This window comes from Erythrobacter epiphyticus, assembly GCF_034653295.1.
Classification (GTDB): domain Bacteria; phylum Pseudomonadota; class Alphaproteobacteria; order Sphingomonadales; family Sphingomonadaceae; genus Erythrobacter.
In genome coordinates this window covers 37,413-49,485 of sequence record NZ_JAYEEU010000001.1, presented here as the reverse complement: position 1 = coordinate 49,485, position 12,073 = coordinate 37,413, and the positions used below count along the sequence as shown (strand labels likewise).

Genomic DNA, 12,073 nt, shown 5'->3' with positions numbered 1-12,073 from the left:
CGGGCGTGGCCGCTGGCGCACGCCGAAGCGCGCTCTATATAGGGCGCGATGCAGATTTCGCAATTTTTTGTCGCCGATGATGCAAGGGCCTGCCTGCGCCATGGCTGAACGGGTCTATCTTGACCATGCGGCCACCTCTCCGCTGCGGCCCGAGGCCAAGGCGGCGATCGAGCAAGGCTTGGCCATCTGGGCCAATCCTTCGAGCCCCCACGCCGAAGGCCGCCGCGCCCGCGCCGCGCTGGAGGACGCACGCGAACGGATCAAGACCAGCCTCGGTTGGGACGGCGAGTTGATCTTCACCAGCGGCGCGAGTGAGGCTTTGTGGATCGCGCTGAACCGGGCAAAGGTGAAGTGCCGCATCGTCAGCGCTGTAGAGCACGACGCGGTGTTCCGCGCCGCGCCGGATGCCACCATCTTCACCGGCGCAGAGACGATTGATGCGGATGCCTTGCTGGCCATCCAGCATGTCAATTCCGAAACCGGCACGATCAATCCGCTGCGCGATATGGCCGCGATGATCCGCGCGGCGGGCGCGCTGCTGCTGTCGGACTGCGCGCAGAGCGCGGGCAAGCTGGCTTTGCCCGATGGCGACATGATTGTGGTGAGCGCGCACAAGTTTGGCGGGCCGATTGGCGTCGGCGCGCTGCTGGTGCGCGATTTCAAGTTGCTCGCGCCCGTTGGCGGGCACGAGCGCGGCTATCGTCAGGGCACCGAGAACCTGCCCGGCGCGCTCGGGATGGCGGCGGCGCTGGAAGCGGGCGGATGGGCAACATCGCCGGAACAGCGCGCCGCTTTTGCCGCAAGGGTCGCCGCTCATCGCCTTACCATGGGGGAGCAGGTCGATTACATTTTCGCGCTGACTCACCCGACAATGAGCGCGCAGGCCATGCTGATCCGGCTCGACGCCATGGGCTTTGCCGTCTCGGCCGGGAGCGCGTGTTCTTCGGGCACGCTCAAGAAAAGCCGCGTGCTTGATGCCTTTGGCGTGCCCGATGATGTCGCGGCGCGGACAATCCGGGTGAGCATGGGCTGGTCAACCACGCCCGACGATCTTGAGCGGTTTGCCGAGGCTTGGGCATCGCTGTCATGATCTACCTCGACTACCAAGCCACCACCCCGCTTGCGCCCGAAGCGCGCGAGGCGATGCTGCGCTGGCTCGGCGGGCCGGATAGCGATACCTTCGGCAATCCCCATTCCCCCCACCGCATGGGCCGGATGGCGGCTGCCGCCGTCGAGGCCGCGCGCGAGCAGGTCGCCGCGCTATTTCCGCCCGGCGGGCGCGTGATCTTCACCTCCGGCGGGACCGAGGCGCTCAATCTCGCGCTGCGCGGGACCACCGGCGATGTGCTGACCTTTGCCACGGAACATGCCGCCGTGCTCGATTGCGCGCGCGCGGTTGAGGCACAGGCGCGCGGGTTCACGGTATTGCCCGTGCTGGGCGATGGCCGCGCTGACTGCGCGGCGCTCGAAAGCGCGATCACGCCGCAAACCGGTGTGATCGCGGCGATGGCCGTCAACAACGAGATTGGCGTGATCCACCCCTTGGACGCGGTGGCCGCCGCCGCGCGGCAAGCCGGCGCGTTGCTGCTGGTGGACGCGGTGCAAGCGGCAGGCAAGCTCGCCCCGCCCGAGGGGGCTGACCTGATCGCCATCAGCGCGCACAAGCTGCACGGCCCCAAGGGCATTGGCGCCTTGTGGGTGCGGGACGGTGTGAGCCTCGCGCCGCTGATCCTCGGCGGCGGGCAGGAGGGAGGCTTGCGCTCCGGCACGCTCTCGCCCGCGCTGTGCGCCGGGTTTGGCGCGGCGGCCAGGATCGCTGGCGAACGGCGCGAGGAGGATAGGGCTCATCTCGAGCGCCTGTGGAACCGCGCCCGCGATGCCTTTGCCGGTTGGGAATTGAACGGCAGCGCTGTGCATCGCTGGCATGGCAATCTCAATCTCCGCAAACAGGGGCTCGATGTCGCCCGGTTGATGAGCGACTGCCGCACCGTGATGCTCGCGGCCGGTTCTGCCTGCGCCAGCGGATCGGGCCGCCCGAGCCATGTGCTCAAGGCCATCGGCCTTGCCGATGCTGAGGCCAAGTCTTCGATCCGCTTGGGCTTTGGCCGCTACACCACTATGGCTGATCTCGAAGCCGCCGCCACCGCCATCATCACCGCTGCGAGGGAGCAAGGGATTTGAGCGTGACCGTCACTTTCATCGATCCCCGCGGCCATGCGGTGGCGACCACCTGCGAGGCGGGGGATAATCTGCTGCGCGTCGGACAAGCGGCGGGCCTGCCCTTGGAAGGCACCTGCGAAGGGCAGATGGCCTGTTCGACCTGCCATGTGATCGTGGCGGCAGAATGGTTCGACACGCTGCCTCCCGCCGCCGAGGAAGAAGAAGACATGCTCGATTTCGCCGCTGGCGCGCGCCGCACCTCGCGGCTTGCCTGCCAGATCGAGGTGACGGCCGCGCTGGATGGCCTCACGGTGAGCATTCCCGGCGAAAGCCATGATGCGCGGCGGATGTGAGGCGGCGCGGTTTCAACCCTGTGGAAACCCCTCTCCCTCGCAGCAGCGCGGCTTGCTAGACGGCAAGCATGGCCGAAACCGATCTTCCTGCTGATTCCGATCCCTTTGATGCGATTGTCGATGCGCCTTTCGATGCGGCGCTGTCCGAACGCTATCTGGTCTATGCGCTTTCGACCATCACCGCGCGCTCGCTCCCCGATCTGCGCGATGGGTTGAAGCCGGTGCACCGCCGCCTGCTGTGGGCGATGCGGCAGTTGAAGCTTGATCCGGCGTCAGCGTTCAAGAAATCGGCCCGCGTGGTCGGCGATGTCATCGGCAAGTATCACCCGCACGGCGATGCCAGTGTTTACGATGCGATGGTGCGCCTCGCGCAGGATTTCGCGCTCAGGTATCCGCTCGTTGAAGGGCAGGGCAATTTCGGCAATGTCGATGGCGATAATGCGGCGGCCTATCGCTACACCGAAGCGCGCCTGACGAAGACCGCGCTCGAATTGATGGCGGGGCTGGATGAAGGCACCGTCGATTTCATCCCGACCTATAATGGCGAAGAGGTAGAGCCGGATATCTTCCCCGGCCTCTTCCCCAATCTCCTCGCCAATGGTGCCAGCGGCATTGCCGTGGGCATGGCGACGAGCATTCCCAGTCACAATGTCGCCGAGATCATCGACGCGACGCTGGAGCTGATCGACAATCCGCACGTCTCGCACGAGCGGCTGATGGAGCTGTTCCACGGCCCCGATTTCCCGACGGGCGGCCAGGTGGTCGACAGCGCGGCAGCCATTTCCGAGGCCTATCGCACCGGGCGCGGATCATTCCGCCTGCGCGGGCGGTTCCATGCCCCCGAGGCCAAGGACGCCGAAGATGTCGCGGCGGGGATCGAACGGCTGGGCGGCGGGCAGTGGCAGCTCGTCATCTCGGAAATCCCTTACCAGGTCGCCAAGGGCAAGCTGATCGAACAGATCGCGCAGGCGATTGCCGATCGCAAGCTGCCGATCCTTGAGGATGTCCGCGATGAAAGCGATGAACAGATCCGCATCGTGCTGGTGCCCAAGAGCCGCAATGTCGATCCCGAATTGCTCAAGGAAAGCCTCTACAAGCTGACCGATCTGGAGATCCGCTTCAGCCTCAACATGAATGTGCTCGACGCGACCCGAACCCCGATGGTGATGGGCCTGAAGGAGTTGCTCGATAACTGGACGGCCGCGCAGATCGATATCCTGCAACGCCGCACACAGCACCGGCTCGACAAGATCGCCTCGCGGCTCGAACTGGTGCGCGGCTATATCATCGCCTTCCTCAATCTGGATCGGGTGATCGAGATCATCCGTACCGAGGATGAACCCAAGCCGCTGATGATGGCGGAGTTCGAACTGACCGACCGGCAGGCCGAAGCCATCCTCAACATGCGGCTGCGCTCGTTGCGCAAGCTCGAGGAAATGGAGCTCAAGCGCGAGCAGGATGCGCTGCTGGCCGAGCAGGATGAACTGGAACAATTGCTCGGCAGCCCGGCACGCCAGCGCACCCGGCTCAAGCGCGATCTGCGCGATCTGCGCAAGGCCTATGCCGAGGATACCACGCTGGGCCGTCGCCGCACCCTGATTGCCGAGGCCGCCCCGGTGGTCGAATTCTCGATGGATGCGATGATCGAGAAAGCCCCCGTCACCGTGATCCTGAGCCAGAAGGGCTGGATCAGGGCGGCGAGCGGCCATGTCCCGCTTGATCAGGAGTTCAAATACAAGGAAGGCGATGGCCTCGCCTTCATCTGCCACGCGCAGACCACTGACAAGCTCCTGCTGGTGGCGGATAATGGCCGCTTTTTCACGCTGGGTTGCGACAAGCTGCCCGGTGCGCGCGGCTTTGGCGATCCGGTGCGCACGATGATCGACCTTGAAACCGAAGCCGGGATTGCGGCGATGCTGGTTTACAAGGCAGGCGGGCGCTTGTTGCTTGCATCCACCATCGGCAAGGGCTTCATCGCCGAAATGGACGAATTGCTCGCCGAAACCCGCAAGGGGCGGCAGGTGGTCAACCTGAAGGATGGCGCAGCGCTGCGGGTGGTGCGCGAGATCGCGCCTGCGCATGATCACATTGCCTGCGTCGGCGATAACCGCAAGCTGGTGGTCTTCAATCTTGAAGAACTGCCGGTGATGAGCCGCGGGCAAGGCGTCACCCTGCAACGCTACCGCGATGGCGGGCTGAGCGATGCAACGACCTTTACCCTTGCCGATGGTCTGAGCTGGCAGATGGGCGGCAGCGGCGAGCGCACCCGGACGGAAACAGAGATCGGTCTGTGGAAGGTCGCGCGCGGCGGGGCCGGGCGGATGCCGCCGCAGGGCTTCCCCAAATCAGGGCGGTTCGACTAGTTTTTCCCTGCGCCGTGCGCGCCTTTGTCCCGCTATCGCTTTGCTGCTTGCGCGCAAAAAGACCGCCAGCGCGCTGCGCCAGCGGTCTTTTTGACTGTTGCGAAATCGCTTAGTTGCTGGCGCCGTTGGCGCCTGCGCCCGCCGCAGCCGCGGTTTCAATCTGTTCGCGGGTGAAGAGCGCCATCAGGCGGCCCTGACCATCGACCGCGAAATGCTCCTTCTTGAGCGCAACCTTGCCCTTGGGGCTTGCCAAGACGATCATGTCGGCATCAAGGTTGACCTCGGTCAGCGTGCCTGCCGGATTGCCATTGGCGGAAATGACTTCGGCGCCAGCAACCAGAGCGGCATCGCGCTTGGCCGTGGCTTGGGCCACTTGCGCATCCATCATCTCGTTGAGCTGGGCCTGCGTGATATTGACGCTGAGGCCCTTGTCACTTGTGCCAATGGCAGTGGCTGGAACGGGAGCACGGTGCTTGCCGGTGTTGATGACCACCACTTCGCCCGAGATCGTCTCGATGGTTCCTACCGGATTGCCATCATTGCCGAGCACGGTTGCGCCGGTCGCAAGCGTGGGGCTGCCGGCTTCAGCGGCGGGTGCGGCATCCTGCGCCAGGGCAGCGGGAGCAGCGGCAAGGGCCGTCGCGGCGAGAGCAATCTTGAGGAACGTCATGGCATTACACCTCCTGAGGGTTGGTGGGATACGATGCGACCCCGCCGACCGGGGGGGATCGACGGGGCCGCAATCGTGGTGAGCAATTACAGGGCCATCGGCTCGCTGTAGCTGTCATCGCTGTTCGAAACCTCGGGCTTGGCTTCTTCGTATTCCGGGGTGTCCGTATCGGTGGTGGTTTCCGGCGCCGGCATCGACGTGGCGTCGGTGTCCTGCTGCGTTTCGGGGGCCGGCTGTTCGGTCTCGACCGGCGGCTCCGCCGGCTGTTCAGCAACCTGCGCAAAGGCAGCCGGAGCAAAAGCAATAGCGGTAGACAAAATTGCGATCTTGAGGGTCTTCATTTTGAAATCCTTTCGAATAAAACTTCGTCACGTCTTGAAGTAAAAATAAAGATCATTCTGTAGTCAGACAAATAGGAAAAATAGGGGTTATCTGACCTTCGTATCGACTTTCACTCGGGGGTTGATGTCCGTCGATGTTCAAAAGTTAAGCGAAGCAATCTGCGCTTGGCAAGGCAGCCAAGGGTGGTTTGTCCCATCTGACAAACGGTTTGTCCCGCGGTTCAGATTTTCGCCAGCTCTTCGGAAAGGATCTGCGCGATCCGTTCATCTGGGGGAAAGCCTTCGGCCACCCAACGCGCTTCGATAGATTTGAGGATTCGCGCGACAGCGGGCCCGGCGCTGACGCCCTGTGCCACGATGGCTCCGCCCTTGAGCGGGAACACCGGCGGCTGCCAGTCTGCCAGCGCACGGGCATCGGCCCCGAGCAGCAAGAGCCGGTCCTGTGCAGGGGGCACTCCCATCGCATAGGCAAGCGCGCGCGGATTATCGGCATCGGCCGCGCTGCGGGCGCTGGCGCTGACCAACCGGCCACGCTGGACCTTGGACAGGCGCAGCCGCGCGGCGACCACCTCGGCCAGTTGCGGCGAGGCGGGAAGCAGTGCGGCGAGGCGGCGGATCGGATCGGGGGCAAGGCCCTGCGCGGCTTCCTGTGCGATCAGCGCGGCGAGCGCTGCCACTTCGTCAGCCCCTGCCTCGGGCAGGATCACGCCAAGCACACCGTGCGCGTGCATGCGGGCAAGGGTCGGGTACGGATCGGCAAGCGCCAGCAGCGCGAGCAGTTCGGCGGCAATCCGTTCGCGGCTGAGCCCCTTGAGCGTGTGGGCGAGGGCGGCGCAGGCGGCTTCGGCCTCGGAATCGAGCGCCGCGCCGAAGCGTGCCTGAAAGCGGTAATAGCGCAGGATACGCAAGTGATCTTCGGCGATGCGATCTTCCGCCCGCCCGATGAACCGCACCCGCCGCGCTGCCAGATCATCCCGCCCGCCGAAATAATCGCTGATCTCCAGCGTTTCCGGGTGGGCATAAAGCGCGTTGATGGTGAAATCGCGGCGCGCGGCATCCTCGCACCAGTCGCTCGCAAAAGCGATGGTGGCGCGCCGACCATCGGTGGCGACATCGCGGCGCAGGGTCGTCACTTCGATGGGCCCATCAGCCAGGATCGCGGTGACAGTGCCGTGTTCGATCCCCGTCGGCACGGTGCGGATGCCCGCGCGTCCGCAGGCTGCGATGACTGCATCAGGGGTCAGCATGGTGGCGCAATCGACATCATGCACGTCCAGCCCGAGCAGCCCATCGCGCACCGCACCGCCGACCCAGCGGATATTGTCGGCGCCGAGCGCGGCGGCAAGCTGGCCAAGGCCCGCGCGCTGCGTCCAGCCAGCGGATGTCAGATCACGCAACATCGTGCAGCTTCTCCAGAGCAATCCGCCGCGCGAGGTTGGCAAGGATCGCCGCTGTCACACCCCAGATGCGGAAGCCCTGATACTCCATTTCGAGATAGCGCCGGTTCGCCCCGCGCCAGAACACCTCGTTGCTGCGCCATTGTCGGCGATCGAGCAGCATGGCGAGCGGCGCTTCGAAGATCGCGGCGACTTCCGACGGGCTCGGCACCAGCTCAAGGCCCGGCGGCACCACGCCGACCACAGGGGTGACGATAAAGCCGGTGCCGGTGACATAATCATCGCTTGCCCCGATCACCCGCACCGCTGCCGGGGGAAGCGCGAGCTCTTCCTCGGCCTCGCGCAAGGCAGCCGTGATCGCGTCCTCGCCGGGATCGATCTTGCCGCCGGGGAAGGCCACTTGCCCCGGATGGTCGCGCATCGTGTTGGGGCGTTGGGTCAGGATCACCTGCGGGTTGTCGGCCACATCGGTCACCGCGATCAGCACGGCGGCCGGCGTGCGGCGCCCATCGCGGGCAAATGCGGCGTCGCTCAGAAGATCGGGGATCGGCGCCTTGTGCCCTTCGGCAAACAGCCGCGCGAGATGATCGGCAAAACCGCTCATCGGCCAGCCGCGCCCGCGGGCAGCAGCGAGAACCGGGTGCCACGGCTTTCCACCACCCAATCCTCGCCCTGTGCCAGCGCGATTTCGGCAAGCTGCGCATAGGTCGAGCGGTTGAGCCGGGCTTCAAGGCCATGGCGCACCGCCAGATAAAGCGCCGGGGTTTCGGCATCGCCCGACGCGCGCAGCGGGTGATCCGGCCCGGCGATCACCAGATCATCGGTGTTGAGCCGGAACACCAGCGCACCATCACGCTGCGCACAATCAACCGCGACAAAGGCTGCGTCATCGACGTCGATCACCAGCTTTTCGAACGGGGTGACGAGCCAATGCGCGCCGCTGGCATCGCGGGTCAGCAGTCCGGCAAAGGCGCGCACCATCGCTTCACGCCGGATCGGATCGCCCTGATGAAACCAGGTGCCGTCAGCGGCGATCCGCATTTCGCTGTCGCCGAGCTTGCCGGGCGACCATTGCTCGACCGGCGGCAGCTTGCGCTGCGCCACCAGCGCGGCAATCTGCTCAAGCGTCAGTTCGGACAGATAGGGCGGCGGCTCATAAGGCATGGGCCAAGCGATGCCAGATCGCGGCTCCCGCGCCAAGAGCCTAGGCTGCGGGGGTCACCCATGGGCCGAGCATGCCTTCGGCGGGCATGGCGCTGAGCGCCGCGCCACGTGCGAGCAGGCGATCCTGTTCATAGGGGCCGGGGCAACGCCAGCTCTTGGTCGCGGCATTGGTAAAGCCCCAGCGCCCGTAATAGGCGGCATCGCCGATCAGCACTTGCGGGAGCGAAGCGCCACGTTCCTCGGCGAGGCGCGCATCGGCTTCGATCATCGCGCTCATCAGCCCGATGCCGAAGCCTTCGCCCTGCCGTTCGGGCACCACCGCGACCGGGCCGACCATCACCAGCGGCACTTGCCGGCCTTCCGGCGTCAGCAGGCCAATCGGCCAGCACTGGATCGTGCCGACCAGCAGATCATCCTCGTCCAGCGCGGCAAAGCTCAAGGCATCAAGCGGCGCCATCCCGGCGCGGATGCGATAGGCGGTGCGGGCATGGCGATCCGGGCCAAAGGCACGGTCCAGCACGGCCTCGACCATGGCGGCATCGCAGGCGGCAAGGGGAATCAGGCTGGCGGTCTTCGGGCTCATGGGCAGGCGCGGTTAATCGCTTTCCCGCGCGCTGCCCAATGGAATCTTTGTCAAGGCCGCGCACCCACGCGGTGCAGACCACCCGCCCCGCCTTCCTGCCTTTGGCCCAACCGGCCACCAATGATACCATCAGAATATGGTAACCGGGTAGGGAGGCCGGGCGGGCGGGGCATAGGTTCACGCCCGTGAACCCTTATATCAAAGCGGCGTGAGTTTCAGCAGGCGCGCGCCTTTGCCATCTTCGGCGACCCAGATCGCGCCATCCGGCCCTTCGGTGAGCGAGCGCAGCCGCTTGTCCATCGGATAGCGTGCGGTTTCGCGCGCGGTCTCGCCATCGAGGCTGACATGGATGATGGCTTGCGTCGCCAGTCCGGTCATCAGCATTGCACCGCGCCAGCCGGTAAATTGCTTGCCGGAATGAATCAGCATGTCGCTTGGCGCGATCACCGGGGTCCAGCCCAGCACGGGGGCTGCGAGATCGGGGCGGGTATTATGATCGGGGATGTTGTCCCCGTTATAGTGATCGCCGTTCGACACCAGCGGCCAGCCATAATTGGCAGCAGGCTTGACGAGATTGAGTTCATCCCCGCCGGCCGGGCCATGCTCGACTTCCCACAGGCGGCCAGCGCCGTCGAACGCCATCCCGAGGATGTTGCGATGGCCGTAAGACCAGATCTGCATCGCGGTGCCGCCGCGATCCTGAAACGGGTTCTCCTTGGCCGGGGCACCGTCCAGCTTGAGCCGCACGATGGAGCCGAGATTGTTGTCGAGATCCTGCGCGGGCAGCATCTTCTGCCGCTCGCCGCTGGCGATATACATGTGGCGGCCATTGGGATCAAAGGCGATGCGGTGCGAATAATGCCCGCGGCCGGTTACCTTCTGATCCTGCCGCCAGATCACGGCGAATTCCTTGATCCGGCAGGCGGTGATCTCGGCGCAGACCAGAATGCCGCGCCCGGCCGCTGCGCCGCGCGTGTCGTTCTCGCCCTTTTCGGCCCAGGTGAGGTAGATCACCCGGCCATCCAGCGGCTGGCTCGCCTCGCCCGGCAGGAAGGCGACATCGCCGAGCCCGCCTTGCCCGCCGTAATCCACTTCCGGCACGCCTGCGACGGTGGCGACCTGGCCGGTTCTGGTGTCCATCACCTTGAGCGTGCCGGCCTTTTCCGTCACGAACAGCATCGGCGTGCCGGGCGCGAAGCGGATCGCCCACGGCTCTTCGAACTGGCCCATCGGGGCGGCGGTGAAGGGGGCGGCGGTGCCGGTGGCATTATCGGTGGTTTCTGCCCCGCTTTCGGCATTGGCACAGCTTGCCAGCAGCGCGGCGGGAAGCGAGAAAGCGATCAACGCACGGGATTTTGTCATCATGCTAGGGGTAACTCACAGAAACGGGTTCGGTGCCGAGGGCTATGCCATCGGCGTTGACGAGGCGGGGCGGGGGCCACTGGCAGGGCCGGTGGTGGCCGCTGCTGTGGTTCTGGGGGTTGAGATACCCGTGGGCCTTGATGATTCCAAGAAACTTTCCGCACGGCGCCGCGCGGTGCTCGATGGGCAGATTCGTGGCTCGTGTTCATGGGCTGTCGGCATTGCCGAGCCGGAAGAGATTGACCGGATCAATATTCTCAATGCGACGATGCTGGCGATGACCCGTGCCGTCACGGCGTTGACCAGCGCGTTGGGGGATGATCCCCGCGATATCCTGATCGACGGCAATCTCACGCCGCAGGGCCGCATCCCGGCATGGCGCTGGGGCGCGCGGGCGATCATTGGTGGCGACGGGATCGAACCGGCGATTTCGGCCGCCTCGATCATCGCCAAGGAATGGCGCGACCGGATCATGCTGGCCGCGGCCGCAGACCATCCCCACTATGGTTGGGAGCGCAACAAGGGTTATGGTTCGGCGGAACACATGGCGGCCTTGCGCACCCATGGCCCCTCTCCCTTGCACCGCCGCAGTTTCGCGCCGGTTGCCCAACTGGCATTGCTCTAGACCATGATGAATGCATTGATTTTCTGCGCGGTGGGCCTTGTCGGTCTTGCGCTCGGCGGTGAACTGCTGGTGCGCGGTGCGGTCGGCATGGCGCAGCGGCTGAGGGTCTCGACCCTGTTCACCGGGCTGGTGATCGTGGGATCGGCAACGTCCATGCCCGAAATGGTTGCCAGCGTTCAGGCTGCGCTCGCCGGATCGCCGGAGATCGCGTGGGGCAATATCGTCGGCTCGAACAGTGCCAATGCGCTGCTGATCCTTGGCGTGACAGCGCTGCTGGCGCCGATCGCGGTCTCGGGCATGGGGCGGCGTGATGCCGTGGTCGCGCTGGGGGTGAGTCTTGCGCTCTGGGCTCTGGCGATCAGCGGGATCGGCGCGCGCGGGATCGGGCTGGTGATGCTGGCGCTGCTGGTGGCCTATGTGGTGTGGCGTTACCGCCATCCCGGTGCAGCCGTGCCCGAGGATGATCACATCGACCACCCGCCAGGATGGTTTGCGGCGGGAGGGCTGTTCGTCGCTGGCCTTGCGGCGCTGGTGGCCGGTGGGCAGGCGCTGGTGAGCGGCGCGATTGATCTTGCGCTGCTGGCCGGGGTTTCGGAAACCGCGATTGGCCTTACCGTGGTGGCAGTAGGCACCAGCCTGCCCGAGCTGGCGGCCTCGCTTGCCGCTGCGATGCGCGGCAGGCCGGGGCTTGCGCTTGGCAATGTTGTCGGATCGAACATCTACAACATCCTGATGATCGGCGGGGCGACCATGGCGATCGCGCCATTCCCGCTGCCCGCCAGCCTTGCCGGGGCGCAGATGGCGCTGATGTGCGCGAGCGCTGCGATGGTGTTGGTGCTCTTGTGGCGCGGCGAGACCATTGGCCGCCTCGCGGGCGCGGCGATGATCACGATTTTCGCGGCCAACGTCGTCTGGGTGTTCAGTTGAGTCTTTTGCGCCACACCCCCTGATGTCGAGTCTCTGATTGCCAGCCAGACTCAACATCTTGTGGCGATCTCGTTTCGTTCCGTGTGAAGTCGGGTGGGATCGCCGAAGCCCGGGAAAATTCCCTGCTT

The 12,073-nt window shown here is 65.4% G+C and carries 13 protein-coding genes; 6 read left to right on the top strand and 7 right to left on the bottom strand.

Going from position 1 to position 12,073, the window contains the following annotated elements:
* The first annotated feature begins 100 nt into the window (after nucleotides 1–100).
* The 4 genes from SOQ14_RS00250 to parC all read left to right on the top strand — a co-directional run bounded on the left by SOQ14_RS00250 (nucleotide 101) and on the right by parC (nucleotide 4,876).
* Complete coding sequence (locus tag SOQ14_RS00250) at nucleotides 101–1,090, top strand: cysteine desulfurase family protein (protein WP_322895655.1); 990 nt, start codon at nucleotides 101–103, stop codon at nucleotides 1,088–1,090.
* Complete coding sequence (locus SOQ14_RS00245; protein ID WP_322895653.1) at nucleotides 1,087–2,181, top strand: cysteine desulfurase family protein; 1,095 nt, start codon at nucleotides 1,087–1,089, stop codon at nucleotides 2,179–2,181. The genes SOQ14_RS00250 and SOQ14_RS00245 overlap by 4 nt, the downstream gene beginning before the upstream one ends.
* Nucleotides 2,178–2,513, top strand: coding sequence for a 2Fe-2S iron-sulfur cluster-binding protein (locus SOQ14_RS00240; protein ID WP_322895651.1), 336 nt, complete (start codon nucleotides 2,178–2,180; stop codon nucleotides 2,511–2,513). The genes SOQ14_RS00245 and SOQ14_RS00240 overlap by 4 nt, the downstream gene beginning before the upstream one ends.
* A 68-nt stretch (nucleotides 2,514–2,581) precedes the next feature.
* Nucleotides 2,582–4,876, top strand: coding sequence for a DNA topoisomerase IV subunit A (parC, locus tag SOQ14_RS00235; RefSeq protein WP_322895649.1), 2,295 nt, complete (start codon nucleotides 2,582–2,584; stop codon nucleotides 4,874–4,876).
* A 109-nt stretch (nucleotides 4,877–4,985) separates the two neighbouring features.
* On the opposite strand, the gene SOQ14_RS00230 is transcribed toward parC, so the two are convergent.
* From SOQ14_RS00230 to SOQ14_RS00200, 7 genes are all read right to left on the bottom strand, one after another.
* The gene (locus tag SOQ14_RS00230; protein WP_322895647.1) at nucleotides 4,986–5,546 is read right to left on the bottom strand and encodes a hypothetical protein; all 561 of its coding nucleotides are present in this window, start codon (nucleotides 5,544–5,546) and stop codon (nucleotides 4,986–4,988) included.
* Between the two features lie 86 nt (nucleotides 5,547–5,632).
* The gene (locus tag SOQ14_RS00225; RefSeq protein ID WP_322895645.1) at nucleotides 5,633–5,887 is read right to left on the bottom strand and encodes a hypothetical protein; all 255 of its coding nucleotides are present in this window, start codon (nucleotides 5,885–5,887) and stop codon (nucleotides 5,633–5,635) included.
* 221 nt (nucleotides 5,888–6,108) lie between these two features.
* The gene (locus tag SOQ14_RS00220; protein ID WP_322895643.1) at nucleotides 6,109–7,287 is read right to left on the bottom strand and encodes a CCA tRNA nucleotidyltransferase; all 1,179 of its coding nucleotides are present in this window, start codon (nucleotides 7,285–7,287) and stop codon (nucleotides 6,109–6,111) included.
* The gene (locus tag SOQ14_RS00215; RefSeq protein ID WP_322895641.1) at nucleotides 7,277–7,888 is read right to left on the bottom strand and encodes a CoA pyrophosphatase; all 612 of its coding nucleotides are present in this window, start codon (nucleotides 7,886–7,888) and stop codon (nucleotides 7,277–7,279) included. The genes SOQ14_RS00220 and SOQ14_RS00215 overlap by 11 nt, the downstream gene beginning before the upstream one ends.
* Complete coding sequence (locus SOQ14_RS00210) at nucleotides 7,885–8,448, bottom strand: DUF1285 domain-containing protein (RefSeq protein ID WP_322895639.1); 564 nt, start codon at nucleotides 8,446–8,448, stop codon at nucleotides 7,885–7,887. The genes SOQ14_RS00215 and SOQ14_RS00210 overlap by 4 nt, the downstream gene beginning before the upstream one ends.
* 40 nt (nucleotides 8,449–8,488) lie before the next feature.
* Complete coding sequence (locus SOQ14_RS00205; RefSeq protein ID WP_322895637.1) at nucleotides 8,489–9,031, bottom strand: GNAT family N-acetyltransferase; 543 nt, start codon at nucleotides 9,029–9,031, stop codon at nucleotides 8,489–8,491.
* Nucleotides 9,032–9,229: 198 nt separating this feature from the next.
* Entirely contained in the window at nucleotides 9,230–10,396 is a 1,167-nt protein-coding gene (locus SOQ14_RS00200; RefSeq protein WP_322895635.1) for a PQQ-dependent sugar dehydrogenase, read from the bottom strand.
* Between SOQ14_RS00200 and rnhB the strand changes: the two genes are divergently transcribed.
* Both rnhB and SOQ14_RS00190 read left to right on the top strand, forming a co-directional pair.
* Nucleotides 10,395–11,018: a ribonuclease HII gene (gene rnhB, locus SOQ14_RS00195; RefSeq protein ID WP_322895633.1), complete on the top strand. Its 624-nt coding sequence runs from the start codon at nucleotides 10,395–10,397 to the stop codon at nucleotides 11,016–11,018. The genes SOQ14_RS00200 and rnhB overlap by 2 nt on opposite strands.
* 3 nt (nucleotides 11,019–11,021) lie before the next feature.
* Entirely contained in the window at nucleotides 11,022–11,945 is a 924-nt protein-coding gene (locus SOQ14_RS00190) for a sodium:calcium antiporter (RefSeq protein ID WP_322895631.1), read from the top strand.
* Nucleotides 11,946–12,073: the final 128 nt, after the last annotated feature.

Bases quoted from the DNA above. Each gene is read 5' to 3' on its own strand.
- SOQ14_RS00200 (WP_322895635.1), bottom strand. From the start codon at position 10,396: ATGATGACAAAATCCCGTGCGTTGATCGCTTTCTCGCTTCCCGCCGCG.
- SOQ14_RS00220 (WP_322895643.1), bottom strand. From the start codon at position 7,287: ATGTTGCGTGATCTGACATCCGCTGGCTGGACGCAGCGCGCGGGCCTT.
- parC (WP_322895649.1), top strand. From the start codon at position 2,582: ATGGCCGAAACCGATCTTCCTGCTGATTCCGATCCCTTTGATGCGATT.
- SOQ14_RS00190 (WP_322895631.1), top strand. From the start codon at position 11,022: ATGATGAATGCATTGATTTTCTGCGCGGTGGGCCTTGTCGGTCTTGCG.
- SOQ14_RS00215 (WP_322895641.1), bottom strand. From the start codon at position 7,888: ATGAGCGGTTTTGCCGATCATCTCGCGCGGCTGTTTGCCGAAGGGCAC.
- SOQ14_RS00230 (WP_322895647.1), bottom strand. From the start codon at position 5,546: ATGACGTTCCTCAAGATTGCTCTCGCCGCGACGGCCCTTGCCGCTGCT.
- SOQ14_RS00245 (WP_322895653.1), top strand. From the start codon at position 1,087: ATGATCTACCTCGACTACCAAGCCACCACCCCGCTTGCGCCCGAAGCG.
- SOQ14_RS00225 (WP_322895645.1), bottom strand. From the start codon at position 5,887: ATGAAGACCCTCAAGATCGCAATTTTGTCTACCGCTATTGCTTTTGCT.
- rnhB (WP_322895633.1), top strand. From the start codon at position 10,395: ATGCTAGGGGTAACTCACAGAAACGGGTTCGGTGCCGAGGGCTATGCC.
- SOQ14_RS00210 (WP_322895639.1), bottom strand. From the start codon at position 8,448: ATGCCTTATGAGCCGCCGCCCTATCTGTCCGAACTGACGCTTGAGCAG.
- SOQ14_RS00205 (WP_322895637.1), bottom strand. From the start codon at position 9,031: ATGAGCCCGAAGACCGCCAGCCTGATTCCCCTTGCCGCCTGCGATGCC.
- SOQ14_RS00250 (WP_322895655.1), top strand. From the start codon at position 101: ATGGCTGAACGGGTCTATCTTGACCATGCGGCCACCTCTCCGCTGCGG.